The following is an 18,554-nucleotide window of genomic DNA, read 5'->3' as shown; positions in this document are numbered from 1 at the left end:
CTGTATTGCTCTTTTTATAGATTTATACCAAGATTAAGTATTTATATATTCGATTGTTTCATAAACCAATCTCTATTATTACATTGCAGCTTCTTCTAATTCAGAGTTGTCATTGTAAAATATCTCTTGGTCGAATTCATTTTCTTTTTTCGCAATTATAAGAGTACATACTGCATCACCAGTAATATTAACAACTGTTCTAGTCATATCTAGCAATCTATCTATTCCCATTATCAGAGCTATTCCTTCAACTGGCAATCCTACTGAGGTTAAAACCATAGAAAGCGTTACAAGACCAACTCCAGGAACTCCTGCCGTACCTATAGACGCTAATGTAGCAGTAAGAATAATTGTTAAAAACGATGCTAGAGTAAGCTCAATTCCATAAACCTGTGATACAAATACTACTGCAACCCCTTGCATTATAGCAGTTCCATCCATATTTATAGTTGCACCCAGTGGTATAGTAAAGGATGCTACAGATTTTGAAACTCCCATACGTTTTTCCATTGTTTCAATATTAAGAGGTATAGATGCATTCGATGAAGCTGTTGAAAACGCTAGATTCATTACAGGTGCAAAGTTTTTGAAGAAACGGATTGGATTTAGCTTTGCAAATATTGAAAGCATTGCCATATAGGTTCCACTTGCCTGAATAAATAAAGCTAAAATAACAGCCACCATATACTTAAGTAAAGGAACAAATGCATCCCATCCAGTAGTTGCAAATGTAGAAGCTATTAAGCAAAATACTCCTATAGGTGCAAACAGCATTATAATCATAGTCATTTTCATCATGATTTCATTAAGTGCATTAATAAAATCTGAGAAAGCCTTAGCTTTTTCACCAAGGACAGCCACTGTAATTCCTGTTAATATAGCAAAGAATATAATCTGAAGCATATTTCCTGATGCCAATCCATTGACAGGATTTGTAGGTATAATACCTAAAAGAACGTCAACAAGATTGGATTTTTCTCCTATAGTCGGTTCAGATGTAACTATTTGAGATAAATCTAATCCGTAACCCGGATTGATAAGTTCTCCAATAAGTAATGCTACAGTAATAGCAAGTGCAGTAGTAACCATATAGAATCCTACAGTTTTAATACCTATTCTACCAAGTTTTTTTACATCTCCAATAGCAGCTGCTCCTCCTACTAAGGAAGCGAAAACAAGTGGTACCACTAACATTTGAATAGATTGTACAAAACCTCTTCCAAAAAGTCTTAAAACTCCACCAATAATTACATTATCTCTAAAATTACCAGCTGGAACAAAATAATGAAGTACTATTCCAAATATAGCTCCCAGAATAAGGCCAAGGAATATTTTCCCCGTCAGTCCCATTTTCTTCATTAAAACACCTCTTTCCCTTTTTTAAAATTTCTTTTATATGTTATCATAATGTTTTAAAAATTGCAAAAAAAAGATTAATCTACATATAAAAAATCATTTTTTATATAAAAAAAGAGACATATAGCCTCTTTTTTGAATTTAGCATTCATCAATATTTCATTTTTGCTTTAAAAATTAGGATTTTTATCTAGCCAAATAATTTAAAATTGCAATTTTTCTTTCAAAATTAATTTGCAACAACCTGTTTAGTCTGAGTTATATTCTTTAAGTTCATTTCAATCAATTCTATAGCTTGAGTTGGAGTTAATTCATTTAATAAAGCTCTATGCACTGAATTTTGAATTGTTTTTGATATCTCTGCGTAATAAGGTGACACAGGTCTTAAATATGCTTTTTCAAAAGATGGGTACATATATTTCAAAAATGGCATACTTTCATTTATTTCTGAATCATTGTATAGCTTTTTAATAGAAGGTAGATGGCTCATTTTCAAAGCCCCAACTTTTTGAGCTTCTTCTGAGGTTCTGTATTTTGCAAACTCTATAGCTGCTTCCTTTTTATTGGAAAATGATGACACCATTACCTGCCATCCTCCAAGCGTAGTATAGTTATTTCCTTTCATATCACCAAGAGGAAGCTCAGATATCCCAACTTTACCTACTACCTGAGAATTCTGGGCATCTTGAGAAAGCTCCCATCCACTAGACCAATCTCTCATAAAAATAATATCTCCATTAAAAAAGCTCTCTCTTACGTCTCCACTACTATATACAGTTATTTCATTAGAAGTAATCTTGTGCTTATGTATCATATCCACCATAAAGGATAATGCATCAATGGATTCCTTAGTGTTAATATTTACTTGCTGAGAGTGAGTATCTGAAAATACGCTTCCTCCGAAGCTCCAAATATATTCCAGTGCATTTGCAGTAAGTCCTTCAAATTCATCCCAAGAAGCTCCAAACCCTTTTATATTATCTTCTCTTTCCATGATATAAATAGAAGTCTCTACAAGTTCATCCCAGGTCATCGGTACATTTTTATTATACTTTTCAAGTAAATCCTTTCTATAGTAAAGCATTCCTGCATCTATTCTATATGGCAATCCCCACAGCTGTCCCATATACAGATTAGCGTTTACTGCTTCAGGAAGAAATTTTTCTAGCTCCTCTTTGCTTACATGCTCATCCAATGGCTCAGCCCAGCCTGAGGCTGCAAAAATCGGTGGCCAAACTATATCAGAATCAAAAACATCTACTTGCATTTCTCCTGATTGGAAAGCTTTTTTTATAGTAATAAGCTTATCGTCTGTATTAGGTGGAAGCTCAACTAGATTGACTTTTATATCTGGATGTAGCTTTTCAAAATTACTTATAATTTCTGACACCACACCATTGATATCCGGTTGCGAATAATAATTGATAACCACTTGCTCTTTTATAGATTGATTATTTTGAGTATATATATATGACACAAATCCAATGACGATTATTACAGAAAGCAATATAGCAATTTTTATTCTGTTTTTACTCATTTTGCCACTCCTTAGACCCTCTATGATTATTTATATTAAGTAAAACTCCCAGATTCTAGTTAGCCCCAAATGTTTAGAATCTTTAGATTAATTCTACCATAATTGTGCATATATACAAATGATTTTAATTAAAAAACTCCTTTAGGCATTTACCTTAAGGAGCTTTAGTAATATATTTTTTAAACCCAGATCTTTCAACTAAAAATTTTGATACTATTCCAACAAATATCCCTGTTCCAACAGATACATATGCAAGTACAGGCAGATACATAAGAATTTTTATATTTCTAATTATAGCTGCAGCAGCAAGAAGCTGCCCTATATTGTAAAACAACGCACCCGATACGCTTACCCCTACTATGCTTATGTCAAAACGAGAAAGCTTTTTAGTGGCTGACATAGCGAGTAAGCTGAGCATCCCTCCAGAAATACTATATATAAAAGAAGATACTCCTCCTGAAAAAAGAGATGAAATCAATATTCTCATAGATAACACTACAAAAGCATCTCTCACCCCAGAAATATATAGCACACTTAAGGTTATGATATTTGCAAGACCTAATTTTGCTCCAGGAGCAATAAATGATAAAGGTGGTAAAAACGACTCTATGATATATAGCACTAGGCTTTGAGAAATCATCAGCGATAAATAAACTAGCTTTTTAGTTCTGTTCATTAGTTTTCATCCAATTCTAGCCTTTTTTCCAAGATAGCTTTTTCCTCTTCATAGCCAGTTTTGCCAAGAAGAGCAAACATATTTTTCTTGTAAGCTTCTACTCCAGGCTGGTCAAAGGGATTAACTCCTAAGATATATCCACTAATCGCACACGCTTTCTCGAAAAAGTAAATCAGCTCTCCCAAATGATATGCATTTAATTCTGGTAAATGGATTACTAGATTAGGTACTTCTCCATCAGTATGAGCAAGAGTAGTTCCTAAAAAAGCTTTATCATTAACGTAATCAACTGTTTTGCCAGCCAAATAATTTAGTCCATCTAAATCTTCAGCCTGTGCTTTTATAACAATATCTTTTTTAGGCAAGTCGATTTTAATTATAGTTTCAAAAATATTTCTTTTTCCATCTTGGATATACTGTCCCATAGAATGCAAATCCGTAGAAAAGTTCACAGAAGCTGGGAAAATTCCTTTTTTATCCTTGCCTTCACTTTCTCCAAATAGCTGCTTGAACCATTCTGAAATATATTGAAGCTGAGGCTCGTAATTTACTAATAACTCTAAATCCTTGCCTTTTCTTAATAGCACATTTCTATACATAGCATATACAAGCGGAGAGTTAGCTTCTAAATCATCTCTTAAATAAAGTTCTCTAGCATCCTGAGCACCTTTCATAAGCATAGTTATGTCTATACCAGAAACACAGATTGGCAATAATCCTACTGCAGTAAGCACTGAGAATCTTCCACCAACATCATCTGGAATAACAAAGGTTTCATAACCCTCCTGAGAAGCTAAAGTCCTAAGAGCTCCTTTAGATTTATCTGTTGTTGCATAAATTCTTTTTTTAGCTTCATTCTCTCCGTATTTAGAAACAAGTGCATCCTTCAAAATTCTAAATGCAATTGCTGGTTCTGTTGTTGTTCCAGATTTCGAAATTACATTTACAGAAAAATCAACATCCTCTAGTACCTCTAGCAAGTCTGCCATGTAGGTAGATGAAATTGAGTTGCCTGCATACAAAATCTTCGGATATTTTCTTTTTGAGTTTGAAAGGTCATTTTTAAAATTGTGACTAAGAGCATCTATTACAGCTCTAGCTCCTAAATATGACCCTCCTATTCCCACAACAACTAATAAGTCTGAATCCGCTTGAATTTTTTTTGCACATTTTAGTATTCTATCAAATTCTTCTTTATCGTAATTTAAAGGAAGATCTACCCATCCCATAAATTCGTTTCCTGCACCAGCTTTATTATTGACCATATCATTTGCTAGCTTAGCTAACGGCTTAAGATATTCTAATTCATGTTTTGCCACAAACTGCTGACATTTAGCGACGTCTAATTTTAAGTTATTCATCATTACACATCCTTCCTAAGCATCTTGATATGGAATTTCTATCAAGCTTTATGCAGAAATACTTCCTTTTGCATCTATAACCGCTTTGGCTATATTAGAAGCATGATCTGATATTCTCTCAAGATTGCTTAATAAGTCTAAGAATATTATACCGGCCTCAGGATTGCACATACTATTATTAAGTCTATATATATGAGCACTTCTGCATGAACGCTCAATTATATCAACTTGTTCTTCCATTTTCACTACCTTAAGTGCAAGCTCTGAGCTTCCTTCTCTCATTGATTGAAGAGACATTTCATAAGTTTTCATTACTTTTTCATACATAGTATTTATATCTTTAATAGACTCTTCTGAGAAAGTCAAATCCTTTTCAATAAAATACATAGATAGCTCAGCTATATTATCGGCATGGTCTCCAACTCTTTCAATATCATTAATCGTGTTGAAAAGCTCATCTACTATAGCTCTATCTTCACCAGAAATTGCGGCGTTAGAAAGCTGAATCAGGTATTCTAGAATATCTCTTTCTAACTGATTAATTTCTTTTTCTGTATCAAAAGTTCTAAATGCTGCATCTCTATCTTTATCAATAAGAGCTATCATAGAATTTTCTAAAGAATATTTAGCTTTATTACCCATATGAAGACATTCTTTTATAGTATTTTTTAATGCTATAGATGGAGTGTTAAGCATACGTAAGTCAATGAAGCTAGTTGTTTTAAGTTCAAGTTCCTCAGGTTTTTCTGGAATAACTCTCTCTGCTATTTTAACAATTAAACCAGCAAATGGGAACTGAATAATCACGTTAGTTATGTTAAATAATGTATGAGCATTTGCAATTTGTCTAGCTATGTTAGTAGGATCAACTGAAGTAACAATCATCATAATCGGTCTATTTAATACAAATGCAAATATCAATGTTCCTATAATGTTAAAGGTAAGATGCATTACGGCAGCCCTTTGAGCGTTTTTGCTAGCACCTATACTAGATAATAATGCCGTAGTACATGTTCCGATATTGTCTCCATATAGAATCGGAAGAGCTGATTCTAGAGGCAACATTCCTTGAGATGCTAGAGCTAAAAGTATACCGATAGATGCACTCGAACTCTGAACTAATAAAGTCAATGTAAATCCCATTAATATTCCTAATATAGGGTTATGCCCAAAATTGACTAGCATATCTTTAAATGCTTGTACTTCACGAAGCGGAGACATAGCATCTTTCATATAAGTCATCCCTACAAAAAGTATACCAAATCCGATTAAAATTTCAGCATAGCTTTTTAATTTTTCGCTCTTAGTAACCATATGTATAATTACACCAAAACCAACAGCTACTGGCGCAATTGCTTCTAAGTCAAATGACACTAGCTGAGCCGTTACAGTAGTACCTACGTTGGCACCCATGATTACACCTATGGCTTGACTAAGCTGCATAATACCAGCATTTACAAAGCCTACAACCATAACTGTAGTCGCACTTGAGCTTTGAATTACTCCTGTTACGAATATCCCTACTAAAACTGCTATAAATCTATTGCTCGTAAGAAGCTCTATTATCTTTTTTAGTCTCTCTCCAGCTGCTTTTTGTAAGCCATTTCCCATTAAGTTCATTCCATATAAGAATAAACCTAACCCTGCTATTAATCCTAATACTATACCAATATACATGATCTCCTCCTAATGTTTGGGAACACCCTTAATTATTTACGAATCAAAGTATACCAAAGAGTAGAGTATTTAATGTTAATTCTATGTTAAAAATGTTAAGATTATTGATTTTTTGTTAAGTTTTATATTGTGATAAAATCTACACTTGAGGCTGGTACTTTGCTATAAGTGCCTGAGCTGATTTTATACCATCTACAGCTGACGATACTATTCCTCCAGCATAGCCTGCTCCTTCTCCTGAAGGATAGAGTCCTTTTATAGATTCAGATTCAAATGTGAGTTCATCTCTTACTACTCTGACTGGAGATGAGGATCTAGTTTCTACTCCAGTCAATATCGCATCTGGATAAGCAAAGCCCTTTAGCTTTTTGTCCATATCTAATATTGCATCTTTAAGTGTATTTGTAAGCTCTTTATCATAAACTTTCGATAAATCTGTCATTGTAAATCCTGGATTATACGAAGGTCTGACTCTTCCTATAGCTTTTGTTTTTTCACTCTTTAGGAAATCTTCTACTCTTTGAACTGGTGCTTTATATTTTCCTCCACCAAGCTCGAAAGCCATTTTTTCAAATTTCTTTTGAAACTCAATACCAGATAGAGCTCCAGCTTTGAAGTCTTTTGGAGATACGCTTACTAGTAGCGCACTATTTGCATTTTCCAAGTTTCTAGCGTGATAGCTCATTCCATTCACAACAAGTTCATCTTTGTCTGATGACGATCCAATAACAAGTCCTCCTGGACACATACAGAAAGTATATGCTGAGCGCTCATACTTATCCGACTTATAAGTGAGCTGATAATCCGCAGCACCTAAACGAGGATGATTATAAAACTCTTTATACTGAGCTCTATTTACCATCTGCTGAGGATGTTCTACTCTAAACCCTACTGCAAATGGCTTTGCAATGATTTTTACACCAAAATCATCTAACATTTTGTAGGTTTCTCTAGCACTGTGCCCTATTGCTAAAATTAGTGCAGATACCTCTATATATTCGGAGTTTATCCAAGCTCCACTTATATGACCATCTTTTTCTTCTATTTTTTCAAGCATAGATTCAAATCTTACTTCTGCTCCCATTTCTATGATGCGCTTTCTCATATTTATAACTACATTCCTAAGCACATCGGTTCCTATATGTGGCTTATGAGCATAAAGTATTTCTTCAGGCGCACCACAGCTATGAAATATTTCCAAGACATCTGAAACTCTATTGTCTTTTATCCTAGTTGTGAGCTTTCCATCAGAAAACGTTCCAGCTCCACCTTCTCCAAACTGAACATTAGATTTTGGATCTAATATCCCATCTCTCCAGAATCTTTCTACATCATCTGAACGTTCTTCTATACATTTACCTCTTTCAATAAGTATGGGTTTATAACCATTTTCAGCAAGAGTATAAGCTGCAAACAACCCTGCTGGACCACTTCCTACAACTAAAACTCTTCCATTTTTTTTCAAATGCCCTTTTTTTAAAGGAGTAGGTTCAGGTTTTTTATATTCTTTTACATTTGGATCTTTAATTGATTTTAAAATCTTGTCTGGATTATCTACTTCAACTAGCACTTGATAAACAAAATCTATTTTTCCTTTTTTTCTTGCATCTATAGATTCTCTTACTATTTTATATTGCATTCTCTGGTCTTTAAGCTTTAATTTTTTTCTGATTTTAAATGTCAAATCTTGCATATTATCTTCTATGCCAATTTTTAAATTGGAAATAAGTATCATTTTTTTCTCCTATATAGTTATTGAGATAAACATATCCATGCTTTCTATCTCGAAACATTCTTGATTTACTATTTTAGTTATTTCATTAAAATCTATATTTTGCTTTTCTACATGTAAATCATAAACCAAAACTCTATAGCTAGGTTTAATTTTATCTTTAAATTGTTCTAATGGATTTACTTTAATTACATCTAACGAAAAAAGCTGAGTTTCTAAAGTAACCTCATCGCTATACCTAAATATATCAAACGATATCACATTGTCATACGGGCTTGGTTTTTCAATACTTATATAATTCATTATCTCTCCTTTTAAAACATTCCTCACTCATAAGATTATATATCTTATATAAAGCACTCTTTGTATTTATACTTAGATTATTGTCAATACTATAATCTTCTACTTCATTTTCATCATAAGAATCATTAGCTTCATATATTTTTTTCTGATTATCAATTATTTGATTTCTATAATCCTCATCGTATTTTAGCTGAGAAAGATATGCTAAAAAGCTACTGTCTTCAGCTGTATATATTCCTAAATTATTGTTTAAAAGAAACTCAGTGTTTCTTTCTTCTTGCCCAGGTAAGTACTCTCTTATCACAATAGGAAGCCTACATGCCATAGCCTCTGTTATACTAATGCCACCAGGCTTTGTTATAATAACATCACTCATTTTCATTATTTCATCTATGTTTTTAACAAACCCGAGCACCATGATTTGGTTATTATAGTCTTTTTCTTTCTTTAAATATAGTATTTCTTCATAAAGCTCTTGATTGTTTCCACAAACGACTAAAATGTTTGACAGCTCATTATGTCTAGAAGAACTATGAAGGTTAATAGAGCTATTATTTTCATGCTCAATAAGAAGCTTTACATAGTCCTTTATATTTCCTATTCCGTATCCTCCACCCATAATCAAGTATGTGAATTTATCTCCTAGGGCATAGTCATCTGTTAAAAAATCATGGTTTTCTTTAAGAAACACATGGTTTTTTCTTAATTCTATTTTGTCATATGTGTTATTAAATGAATCTTTAATCGGAATACCAAAAAATTTAGCTTTCACATTGTCATGTTCATCTTTTTCAAGTAATTCAGGTTTTACTTCATTAAGAAAGTATTTAAGTCTATCTGATGCAAAAATAAAAAAATCACTTGCATCATTAAGCCACGATGGATGAACTACGTAATCAGTTACTACAGTTAGTATACATGCATTTAATCCTTCTTCTGATTTTACATACTCGTATATTTCTGTAAGCTCAAGTAATTCACCAATAAATGGGTGGGTACAAATTATAAAGTTAGGCTTTTGCTTTTTTAATATAGACATAAGCTTTTTTTTGATTATTACTTTATTAAAAATATCTGTAACTGTGATTTCCTCTTCTTGAATCTTCTGCTTTAATTTTTTAGAGCTTCTTTTAAATTTTCTAGGATTCTCTAAAGCTTTTTCTGCTTCCTTTTTATATAAGAACGAGTAGACATTTGGTATATACTTAATCGCTTTTAGGTAATACTCAGTAAAAACCTTATTAATCAAAGGATTTACATCTCCTAAAATATCGAAAATATCCACTTTAATTTTTTTTGAATCTATTTTTTGATTCTCCAGATAATCTTTTAGGGCATTTGAAACACTTATATGTCCATATCCAGCTGTTACTGTCAAAATAAGCACATTTATTTCTTTCAATTCAAACCCTCCTAAAGTTGCTTTATAAGACTTCTTTTATATACTCTGGACTTTTAATATAGTCCAGCTTTGGGAGTATCAAACTATTTTCAACTTTAAAATTAATTGATAGATTATATCCATTTTTCATTATATCTATTATAGGGCTTTTGGTATTTACATAATTTAGCAGCTTCGCACTGTTTCCAATTGCATTTACCTCATATGGCGGAGCTATTGCTACAGCGTTGATGTTAATATGATTACCAGCTAGAGTTATTTCAGACATAGAATTTATTCTCTGCCCGTTTATACTTATAGCTTCACAGCCTTCGCTTTTTAGCTCATTGACTAAAATAATAAATAGCTTTCTTTCTTCCATAAGATATGCTAAATTTCTATCATCATGGGTATCGATTATTATTCTAATCCCAGGACCTTCTACACTTGTATATGCCATAAGATTTTTTAAGTAATCCGCTTTGTTTTTGTATTCCATTAAAGCTTGATTTTCATCGGATGTTTTATCTTCCAATTTTTCAATTTCCCTCTCATAGGCTTTCTTTTGCTTCATAAGAGTATAGCTTTCAATTCTCTCTTTGTTTATTTTAGTTATAGTGTCTCTCATTATAAACGAACCATCAGAGCTGATTTGATAAGGACTTTTTATCTGAATTCCTATGAGGATACCTAGTATCATAGTCATAATCAAAAAACATCTAACAGATTTCAAAGCCATAACTCATTACTCCCATCTAGAATCTTCTATATATTCTTCTAGTTCCTTTACTCTATTTTCAAGCAAAGCCATTCTAACTTCTAGAGTTTCACTTTCTTCATTTTTTTCTCTAACCTTTTTTATAAAGAAATACCCTAGAACAAATGGAACAATAATCATACCTAATAAAACTAGAATATTTGTCCCTTGGATAAGATAAATCATAAATAAGCTAGCTCCTTTTTTCAGAAAAGACCCTACCCCAGGTAGAGTCTTTTCATATAATATCTATTCTACAGTTATATTATATCCATCTTGCTCAAAAATATTTACAATATGGTTCCAAATTTCATCTTTTCCTGTTTTTTTAAGGGAAGATATAGGAAGTATCTTCTCTCCATGATAGTCCAGTTTTTTTCTCATCATAGAAAAAGTTTTTTGAAAAGCCCCTCTTGATATCTTATCTGATTTTGTTGCAATAATTGTTACTGGGATATTGTAATGCACTGCATATTTGTACATCAAAATATCATCTTCCTTTGGCTCATGTCTAATATCAAGTAGCAGGAATATATGTCTCAAATCCTGACTGTTTTCAAAATACTCCTGCATTACAGTTCCCCAGTGTTGACGTTCTGTTTTAGCAGTTTTTGCGTAGCCATAGCCTGGCAAATCAACAAAGTAGAATTCTTCATTGATTTTGTAAAAATTAATAGTTCTTGTTTTTCCAGGATTTTGACTTACCCTTGCTAAACTTCTTCTATTTAGAAGAGTATTAATTGCAGAAGACTTACCTACATTGGATCTTCCTACAAAAGCAACCTCTGGCAATTCATCATGAGGATACTGAGTTTTAGACATTGCACTTATTACTAGTTCAATTGATTTTAATTTCATTATTTTTCATCCTTTTTTACTTGCTGTTTTTTTTCGCTTTTATCCATGATAAGCGCATGTTCTAGAACCTCATCCATATTTGAAACTAGAACGAATTCTAGTTGCTTTCTTATATTTTGAGGTATATCATCTATATCTCTTTTGTTGTCCAGAGGAAGCAGTACTTTTTTTATTCCAGCTCTATGAGCTGCAAGTACTTTCTCTTTTATTCCTCCAACAGGCAGTACTTTTCCTCTTAAAGTTACCTCTCCAGTCATAGCAAGCTCACCACTTACCGGAATCTTGCTTAGTGCTGATAAAAGAGCTGTAGCCATGGTAACTCCAGCAGATGGGCCGTCTTTTGGGATGGCTCCCTCTGGAATATGAACATGTATATCTTTTTCCTTGTAAAACTCCGGCTCTATGCCATATCTATCTGCTATTGATCTAACATAGCTCATACCAGCTTTAGCAGATTCCTTCATTACATTTCCTAGCTGACCTGTTAATTCCAGCTTTCCTGAACCTTGCATTGTAGTTACCTCTATAGTAAGAGTATCTCCTCCTACAGGTGTCCAAGCTAATCCCGTCACGCTTCCTATTTCAGGTTTTTCTGATACAGTTTGGTATCTAAATATAGGCTTTCCAAGATATTTTTCCATATTTTGCTTGGTAATCGTCACTGATTCAAGTTTTGGATTTTCTACCTTGCTCTTTGCCGCTTTTCTGCAAAGCTGCCCAATTTTTCTCTCTAAATTTCTTACTCCAGACTCTCTTGTATATTTTGAAATTACTAGCTTTAGATTCTCATCAGATATCTTTAAAAAGTCCTCAGAGAGTCCATGCTCTTTTAGCTGTTTAGGAAGCAAATAAATCCTTGCAATCTTAAGCTTTTCTTCCTCTGTATAGCCTGAAATTTCTATTACTTCCATCCTATCTAAAAGCGGTCTAGGTACTGTAGATAAAGAGTTTGCAGTAGTTATAAAAAGCACTTTTGAAAGATCAAAAGGTATCTCCATATAGTGATCAGTAAAATCTTTGTTTTGCTCTGGGTCTAGAACCTCTAGCATCGCAGATGCAGGATCTCCTCTAAAATCAGATGCCATTTTATCTATTTCATCAAATAAAAATACTGGATTTTTAACCTTTACTTCTTTTATAGCATTTATAATACGACCTGGTATTGCTCCCACATAAGTTCTTCTATGTCCTCTTATTTCTGCTTCATCTCTAACTCCACCAAGAGAAACCCTAACAAACTTTCTGTTAAGAGATCTAGCAACTGATTTTGCTATAGATGTCTTTCCTACTCCAGGAGGCCCTACTAAGCATAGGATAGGTCCTTTCATAGATTTTGACAGCTGTCTTACTGCTAGATATTCTATTATTCTTTCTTTTACTTTTTCAAGGCCAAAGTGGTCTTCGTCAAGTATGCTTTCAGCAAGCTTGATATCAAGCTTATCCTTGCTTTCCTTATCCCATGGAAGAGCAAAGAAATTATCAAGATATGACCTTATTACTCCACCTTCTGCTGATGATGGCGACATTCTTGATAGTCTTGCTATTTCCTTTTCTATCTTTTCTTTTATTTCCTTTGATACCTTTAGCTTTTTCAATTTTTCTTTGTATTCATCTAGCTCATCAGAAACCTCTTCGTCTTCACCTAATTCTCTTTGAATAGCTTTAAGCTGTTCACGAAGGTAGTATTCCTTTTGAATTTTATTAACTTGCTTTTTCACTCTTATATTTATAGTTTTCTCAATTTCTAATACTTCAATTTCCTCAAGCAATATTCTATAGATTTCTTCCAGTCTAAGCTTTGGATCAAAAATTTCTAAAATATTTTGCTTTTGAGCTGGCTTTAATATGATATTTGCAGCTACAGTATCAGCAAATCTGCTAGGCTCATCTATGTCAGCCAAGGTTATTAATACCTCTCCAGATACTTTGTTTCCTATATTTACATACTCTTCAAAAGTATCTAGCACCAATCTCATAGTTGCATCTATATCTTTTTCTTCTCTAAGCTCCTCAGAATAAATAGCTTCTTGGATTTTTGCTCTAAAATATGGTTCAATCTGATAGAGCTCTTTTATTTTCGCTCTTGATATACCCTCTACCAATACTCTTATGGTGTTTCCAGGAAGTTTTAGCATTTGCTTGATTTTACAAATAGTTCCTATGTTATAAAAATCATCCTCAGTCGGGATATCTATTTCTGGATCCTTTTGAGTTGTTAAAAATACTAGCTGTTCATTTACCATAGCCTCTTCAAGAGCTATTATAGATTTTTCTCTTCCCACATCAAAGTGCAGTACCATGTATGGGAATATAGATATTCCTCTTAAGGGAATAATTGGCATGTCTACTGTTTTCATTTTATAATTTTTTGCCATAACTATGCTCCTTTCAATATATAACTATCAATATATAGCGTATATATAATTAATTTCTTTATTTTCATAGACTTATTTTTCATACTAATGATATCATAAAAGTAGGATATCTTGCATTATTAATCAACAAAGGAGTTTTTATTGTGTTTAAATTTTTTCTGACATTTTTCAAGGTTGGTCTCTTTACCTTTGGTGGCGGTTATGCCATGGTTCCCATTATGGAAACTGAGCTAGTTAAAAAAGGGCAACTACTTTCTTCAGAAGAATTCGTAGATTATATTTCTGTAGCTCAAAGCTTTCCCGGTCCTATTGCTGTCAATTTGTCTGTACTTATGGGCTATAGAATCCATGGCCTTATAGGGGCTATTCTTTCATTACTTGGAACTGTTCTGCCTTCGTTTATAATAATTTTATTTATTTCTTTGTTTTACTCTAAAACTAGAAATTCCAAAATATTAGACGGATTTTTTTCAGGTATTATACCAGTGGTTCCTGCACTACTTGGATTTTCATTTATAAACATTTTTCAAAAAAGCAACAAAAAAGCTTCATCAATTGCTCTTATTGCTATGACTTTTTTAGCTGTAGCTTTTTTTGATGTAAATCCACTATTTATAATCTTAGGGGGGGTGCTTTTAGGTATATGCAAATATTACTGTCACTCTTCTTAGCTTTCTTACAGATTGGTTCTGTTAGTTTCGGGGGAGGCTATGCTATGCTCCCATATATAGAAACCATGATTATTGAAAATCACGGATGGCTTACTAATTCAGAATTTCTAGATATCCTTGCAATATCTCAGGTTACCCCTGGTCCAATTGCCATAAATGCTGCTACCTTCATAGGCTTTAGATATTTAGGGTTTTGGGGAGCAGTTTCAGCTACTGTTGGCATAGTATGCGGACCATTTATATTCATGAGCATAGTAACTAGATTCATTGAAAAATATAAATCAAGTGATATCTCAGAGTATATATTTACTTTTTTAAGACCTATAACTTCTGCGCTGATTTTATCTGCGGCCTATTCGACTTTACTAAAAAGCGTAATCGATTTAAAATCGTTTATTATATTTTCAGCATCTTTGATGCTCCTGCTTTTCACTAAGCTTCATCCTATTGTGATACTTATGTTTTTTGGTTTTGTAGGTTTATTTATATAATTAATTAAGGGATGCTGTTGCATCCCTTAATTAATTATTTTAAGTTTTGAACTTCTAAACTTTCTAAGCTGTCTCTTCTGGGGTATCATCTTTTTTATTAGACTTAAGAATTACATAAGGCTGTTTATTATCTGTGATGCTCTCCTTAGTAATAACTACCTTTTCTATATCATCTCTAGACGGAACCTCATACATTATATCCATCATAACTTTTTCTAAAATACTTCTAAGTCCTCTCGCTCCAGTTTTCTTAGCAATTGCCTTTTTAGCAACTTCTACAAGAGCTTCATCTTCAATGTCTAGTATTACTTTATCCATTTCAAAAAGCTTTTTAAACTGCTTTACAAGAGCATTTTTGGGCTCTTTTAAAATAGAGATAAGAGCTTTTTCATCTAATGGGTCAAGCGATACCACAACTGGAACCCTTCCTATAAACTCAGGAATAAGTCCAAATCTAAGAAGGTCTTCTGTTTGAACCTGCTTGTAAATTTCACCTACAGCAATATCGTTTTTAGAAACGATTTTTGCTCCAAAGCCTAGAGCTTTTTCACCCATACGTCTTTGAATTATCTTGTCTATGCCGTCAAAAGCTCCTCCAACAATAAATAAGATATTAGTAGTGTCTATTTGCAGGAATTCCTGATGAGGATGCTTTCTTCCTCCTTGAGGTGGAACATTTGCTTTAGTTCCCTCAATTATTTTTAGTAGGGCTTGCTGAACCCCTTCACCTGAAACATCCCTAGTTATAGATGGATTCTCAGATTTTCTTGTTATTTTATCTATTTCATCTATATATATTATCCCTTTTTCTGCTTTTGAAATATCGTAATCTGAAGCCTGAATCAGCTTTAGAAGGATATTTTCTACATCCTCGCCTACGTAGCCCGCTTCTGTAAGTGCTGTAGCATCAGCCATCGCAAAGGGAACGTTAAGCATCTTTGCAAGAGTCTGAGCAAGAAGGGTCTTTCCTGAACCAGTAGGTCCAAGCATGAGAATATTACTCTTTTGAAGCTCTATATCCTTTGCCTTGCCATCTACAGCGTATATACGCTTATAGTGATTGTAAACAGCAACAGCTAAAGTCTTCTTCGCATCATCTTGGCCTATTACATACTCATCCAAGTAATCCTTGATTTCCTTCGGTTTTGGTAATCCTGTGATTTCTGTATCGATTATTTCCTCGAATTCTTCTTTAATTATTTCTTGGCAAAGCTCAACGCACTCGTCACAGATGTACACATTAGGACCAGCAATCAGTCTTTTAACCTGCTCTTGGCTCTTACCACAGAAGGAGCATCTAAGCTGCTTCTTTTCATCAAATCTCGACATTAACTACACCTCTTTTAAAATTTTTGACTAAGGTCTCTTCTCTAATACCTCGTCAATAAGTCCATATTCTTTAGCCTCAGTCGAAGACATAAAGAAATCTCTTTCTGTATCTCTTTCGATTTTCTCTAAAGGTTGTCCACTTCTATCAGCCATAATTTCGTTTAATTTATTTCTCATTCTGATAATTCTCTCTGCATGAATTTTTATATCTGTTGCTTGTCCTTGAGTCCCACCTAGTGGCTGGTGAATCATAATTTCACTGTTTGGAAGAGCAAATCTCTTGCCTTTAGCTCCTGCAGTTAGTAAGAAAGCTCCCATAGAAGCTGCCATACCTACGCAAATCGTAGCTACATCTGGCTTGATGTACTGCATAGTGTCATAAATTGCCATCCCAGCTGTTATACTTCCTCCTGGTGAATTGATATAAAGGAAGATATCCTTATCTGGATCTTCTGATTCTAAATGAAGCAACTGAGCAACGATTAACGATGCTGTATGATCATTAACCTGATCTCCTAAAAATATTATCCTATCTTTTAATAATCTAGAATATATATCGTAACTTCTTTCTCCTCTTCCTGTTTGTTCGATTACTATTGGTACGTATGCCACTTTAAATCCTCCTTTTATTGTATATGTTATAGTCATAAACTACAAGATTGTTTTTACATTTCCTAGGAACTATTATACCCTAATAAGGACAAATAAAACTAAAAACTAAAACTAAAGTCTACTTAAAAAAATTACAGTAGCCAAAATGGCTACTGTAGGTTTGCATTTCCTTTTATGAATTCAACTGTTTTTCTAGCAACAACAGTATCTTTGATATAATCCATATCAGATGGTCTTAATGTAGATTTTAATTTATCTACTTCCATTTTGTAGCTTTCAGCCATTTTAGCCAGTTCTTGTTCTAAATCTTCTTCAGTTGACTCAATGTTTTCTGATTTAGATATAGCCTCTATTACTAAGCTGTTTAGTACTCTTGATTTTGCATCAGGACGCATTTGCTCCTTTAATCCTTCAATGCTCATGTTAGTGAACTTTAGGTAGTTCTCTAAATCAAGGCCTTGGTATTTTAATTGATATTCAAAATCGTAAACCATATTCTCAACTTGAGAGTCAATCATAGCTTCTGGAATTTCAACAGTCGCATTCTCAGCAGCCATCTTAACTAATTTATTTTCTATTTCTCTATCAGCATATTCATCTTTAGTTTTTTGAAGCTTTGCTTTTGCATCAGCTTTTAAATCTTCTAAAGTATCGAATTCGCTTACATCTTTAGCAAACTCATCATCTAACTCTGGAAGCTCTTTTTCTTTTATTTCATTTACTTTTACAGTAAATATAGCATCTTTGCCAGCAAGATTTTCAGCATGATATTCCTCTGGGAATTTAACACTTAAATCTTTTTCTTCGTTTAGCTTCATTCCTATTAATTGCTCTTCAAAGCCAGGAATAAATGTATCTGAACCTACTATTATTGAGTAGTTTTCAGCTTGTCCGCCTTCAAACTCAACTCCATCAACTTTTCCATTGAAGTCGATTAATAGCATATCTTTTTCCTTAACTTCTCTATCTTCAACAGTAACAAATCTAGCATTTTGCTCTCTCATTGCTTCGATTTCTTTTTCAACTTCTTCATCAGAAACTTCTGAATCAGGTTTTTCTACAGTTAAGTTTTTATACTCTCCAAGAGAGATTTCAGGTTTAACAGCTACGTCAGCTATGATAACTAGGTTCTTTCCTTTACCGATTTCTTCTACATCGATTTCAGGTCTAGCTACTGTATCTAAATCATGCTCTTTTACAGCTACTTCAAATGCATCTGGGAAAAGTGTATTTACAGCATCCTCAAAGAATACTCCCTCTCCATAGAATTTCTCAACTATGCTCATTGGAGCTTTACCTTTTCTAAATCCTTGAACGTTGAATTTAGTTTTGTTTTTATTGTAAGCATCTTTACATGCCTTATCAAAGCTCTGTGCATCTATAGTGAGCTTCAGCGTAACAACGCTATTTTCTTTTTTTAAAATTTCACTGCTCATTC

Annotated in this window: 17 protein-coding genes; 2 read left to right on the top strand and 15 right to left on the bottom strand. The window is 33.3% G+C overall.

The window, feature by feature from the left end; translation table 11 throughout:
- Positions 1-78 precede the first annotated feature (78 nt).
- From CLOST_RS03290 to lon, 12 genes are all read right to left on the bottom strand, one after another.
- Positions 79-1,359 (bottom strand): dicarboxylate/amino acid:cation symporter, encoded by a 1,281-nt coding sequence (locus CLOST_RS03290; RefSeq protein WP_013360823.1) that lies wholly within the window; start codon positions 1,357-1,359, stop codon positions 79-81.
- A gap of 226 nt (positions 1,360-1,585) precedes the next feature.
- Positions 1,586-2,893: an ABC transporter substrate-binding protein gene (locus CLOST_RS03285; protein WP_013360822.1), complete on the bottom strand. Its 1,308-nt coding sequence runs from the start codon at positions 2,891-2,893 to the stop codon at positions 1,586-1,588.
- Between the two features lie 154 nt (positions 2,894-3,047).
- On the bottom strand, positions 3,048-3,569 hold the full coding sequence (locus CLOST_RS03280; protein ID WP_013360821.1) for a Gx transporter family protein: 522 nt from the start codon (positions 3,567-3,569) through the stop codon (positions 3,048-3,050).
- Entirely contained in the window at positions 3,569-4,930 is a 1,362-nt protein-coding gene (locus CLOST_RS03275) for a glucose-6-phosphate isomerase (protein ID WP_013360820.1), read from the bottom strand. Before CLOST_RS03275 ends, CLOST_RS03280 begins: the two co-directional genes overlap by 1 nt.
- Positions 4,931-4,978: 48 nt before the next feature.
- Positions 4,979-6,607, bottom strand: a complete 1,629-nt coding sequence (locus tag CLOST_RS03270) for a Na/Pi cotransporter family protein (RefSeq protein ID WP_013360819.1) — start codon at positions 6,605-6,607, stop codon at positions 4,979-4,981.
- Between the two features lie 139 nt (positions 6,608-6,746).
- Positions 6,747-8,342 (bottom strand): NAD(P)/FAD-dependent oxidoreductase, encoded by a 1,596-nt coding sequence (locus tag CLOST_RS03265; RefSeq protein ID WP_013360818.1) that lies wholly within the window; start codon positions 8,340-8,342, stop codon positions 6,747-6,749.
- A gap of 9 nt (positions 8,343-8,351) precedes the next feature.
- On the bottom strand, positions 8,352-8,642 hold the full coding sequence (locus CLOST_RS03260; protein ID WP_013360817.1) for a hypothetical protein: 291 nt from the start codon (positions 8,640-8,642) through the stop codon (positions 8,352-8,354).
- Positions 8,623-10,044 (bottom strand): MGDG synthase family glycosyltransferase, encoded by a 1,422-nt coding sequence (locus CLOST_RS03255; RefSeq protein WP_013360816.1) that lies wholly within the window; start codon positions 10,042-10,044, stop codon positions 8,623-8,625. Before CLOST_RS03255 ends, CLOST_RS03260 begins: the two co-directional genes overlap by 20 nt.
- Before the next feature lie 22 nt (positions 10,045-10,066).
- A complete protein-coding gene (locus tag CLOST_RS03250; protein WP_013360815.1) occupies positions 10,067-10,762 on the bottom strand; it encodes a DUF881 domain-containing protein in 696 nt (231 codons plus the stop codon).
- Between the two features lie 6 nt (positions 10,763-10,768).
- A complete protein-coding gene (locus CLOST_RS03245; protein WP_013360814.1) occupies positions 10,769-10,966 on the bottom strand; it encodes a hypothetical protein in 198 nt (65 codons plus the stop codon).
- Positions 10,967-11,029: 63 nt separating this feature from the next.
- Positions 11,030-11,638, bottom strand: a complete 609-nt coding sequence (gene yihA, locus CLOST_RS03240; protein ID WP_013360813.1) for a ribosome biogenesis GTP-binding protein YihA/YsxC — start codon at positions 11,636-11,638, stop codon at positions 11,030-11,032.
- Positions 11,638-14,013: an endopeptidase La gene (gene lon, locus CLOST_RS03235; RefSeq protein ID WP_013360812.1), complete on the bottom strand. Its 2,376-nt coding sequence runs from the start codon at positions 14,011-14,013 to the stop codon at positions 11,638-11,640. The genes yihA and lon overlap by 1 nt, the downstream gene beginning before the upstream one ends.
- Positions 14,014-14,156: 143 nt before the next feature.
- On the opposite strand from lon, the gene CLOST_RS03230 reads away from it, so the two are divergent.
- The gene (locus CLOST_RS03230) at positions 14,157-14,684 is read left to right on the top strand and encodes a chromate transporter (RefSeq protein WP_013360811.1); all 528 of its coding nucleotides are present in this window, start codon (positions 14,157-14,159) and stop codon (positions 14,682-14,684) included.
- Between the two features lie 44 nt (positions 14,685-14,728).
- A complete protein-coding gene (locus CLOST_RS03225; RefSeq protein WP_231853140.1) occupies positions 14,729-15,175 on the top strand; it encodes a chromate transporter in 447 nt (148 codons plus the stop codon).
- Between the two features lie 63 nt (positions 15,176-15,238).
- Here the strand turns inward: CLOST_RS03225 and clpX are convergent, their stop codons facing one another.
- From clpX to tig, 3 genes are all read right to left on the bottom strand, one after another.
- On the bottom strand, positions 15,239-16,504 hold the full coding sequence (gene clpX, locus CLOST_RS03220; RefSeq protein ID WP_013360810.1) for an ATP-dependent Clp protease ATP-binding subunit ClpX: 1,266 nt from the start codon (positions 16,502-16,504) through the stop codon (positions 15,239-15,241).
- A 27-nt stretch (positions 16,505-16,531) separates the two neighbouring features.
- Complete coding sequence (clpP, locus tag CLOST_RS03215; RefSeq protein WP_013360809.1) at positions 16,532-17,116, bottom strand: ATP-dependent Clp endopeptidase proteolytic subunit ClpP; 585 nt, start codon at positions 17,114-17,116, stop codon at positions 16,532-16,534.
- Between the two features lie 149 nt (positions 17,117-17,265).
- Positions 17,266-18,552: a trigger factor gene (tig, locus tag CLOST_RS03210; RefSeq protein WP_013360808.1), complete on the bottom strand. Its 1,287-nt coding sequence runs from the start codon at positions 18,550-18,552 to the stop codon at positions 17,266-17,268.
- Positions 18,553-18,554: the final 2 nt, after the last annotated feature.

The sequence above is a fragment of the Acetoanaerobium sticklandii genome (assembly GCF_000196455.1).
In the GTDB taxonomy this organism is placed as follows: Bacteria; Bacillota; Clostridia; order Peptostreptococcales; family Filifactoraceae; genus Acetoanaerobium; species Acetoanaerobium sticklandii.
Note: the sequence above shows the minus strand (reverse complement) of the source record. Positions and strands in the feature narration are given on the sequence as shown.

Coding starts and splice junctions, on each gene's coding strand:
- CLOST_RS03245 (WP_013360814.1), bottom strand. CDS start 10,966: ATGATTTATCTTATCCAAGGGACAAATATTCTAGTTTTATTAGGTATG.
- CLOST_RS03290 (WP_013360823.1), bottom strand. CDS start 1,359: ATGAAGAAAATGGGACTGACGGGGAAAATATTCCTTGGCCTTATTCTG.
- yihA (WP_013360813.1), bottom strand. CDS start 11,638: ATGAAATTAAAATCAATTGAACTAGTAATAAGTGCAATGTCTAAAACT.
- CLOST_RS03280 (WP_013360821.1), bottom strand. CDS start 3,569: ATGAACAGAACTAAAAAGCTAGTTTATTTATCGCTGATGATTTCTCAA.
- CLOST_RS03270 (WP_013360819.1), bottom strand. CDS start 6,607: ATGTATATTGGTATAGTATTAGGATTAATAGCAGGGTTAGGTTTATTC.
- CLOST_RS03265 (WP_013360818.1), bottom strand. CDS start 8,342: ATGATACTTATTTCCAATTTAAAAATTGGCATAGAAGATAATATGCAA.
- CLOST_RS03250 (WP_013360815.1), bottom strand. CDS start 10,762: ATGGCTTTGAAATCTGTTAGATGTTTTTTGATTATGACTATGATACTA.
- CLOST_RS03285 (WP_013360822.1), bottom strand. CDS start 2,893: ATGAGTAAAAACAGAATAAAAATTGCTATATTGCTTTCTGTAATAATC.
- CLOST_RS03275 (WP_013360820.1), bottom strand. CDS start 4,930: ATGAATAACTTAAAATTAGACGTCGCTAAATGTCAGCAGTTTGTGGCA.
- lon (WP_013360812.1), bottom strand. CDS start 14,013: ATGGCAAAAAATTATAAAATGAAAACAGTAGACATGCCAATTATTCCC.
- tig (WP_013360808.1), bottom strand. CDS start 18,552: ATGAGCAGTGAAATTTTAAAAAAAGAAAATAGCGTTGTTACGCTGAAG.
- CLOST_RS03225 (WP_231853140.1), top strand. CDS start 14,729: ATGCTCCCATATATAGAAACCATGATTATTGAAAATCACGGATGGCTT.
- clpX (WP_013360810.1), bottom strand. CDS start 16,504: ATGTCGAGATTTGATGAAAAGAAGCAGCTTAGATGCTCCTTCTGTGGT.
- CLOST_RS03260 (WP_013360817.1), bottom strand. CDS start 8,642: ATGAATTATATAAGTATTGAAAAACCAAGCCCGTATGACAATGTGATA.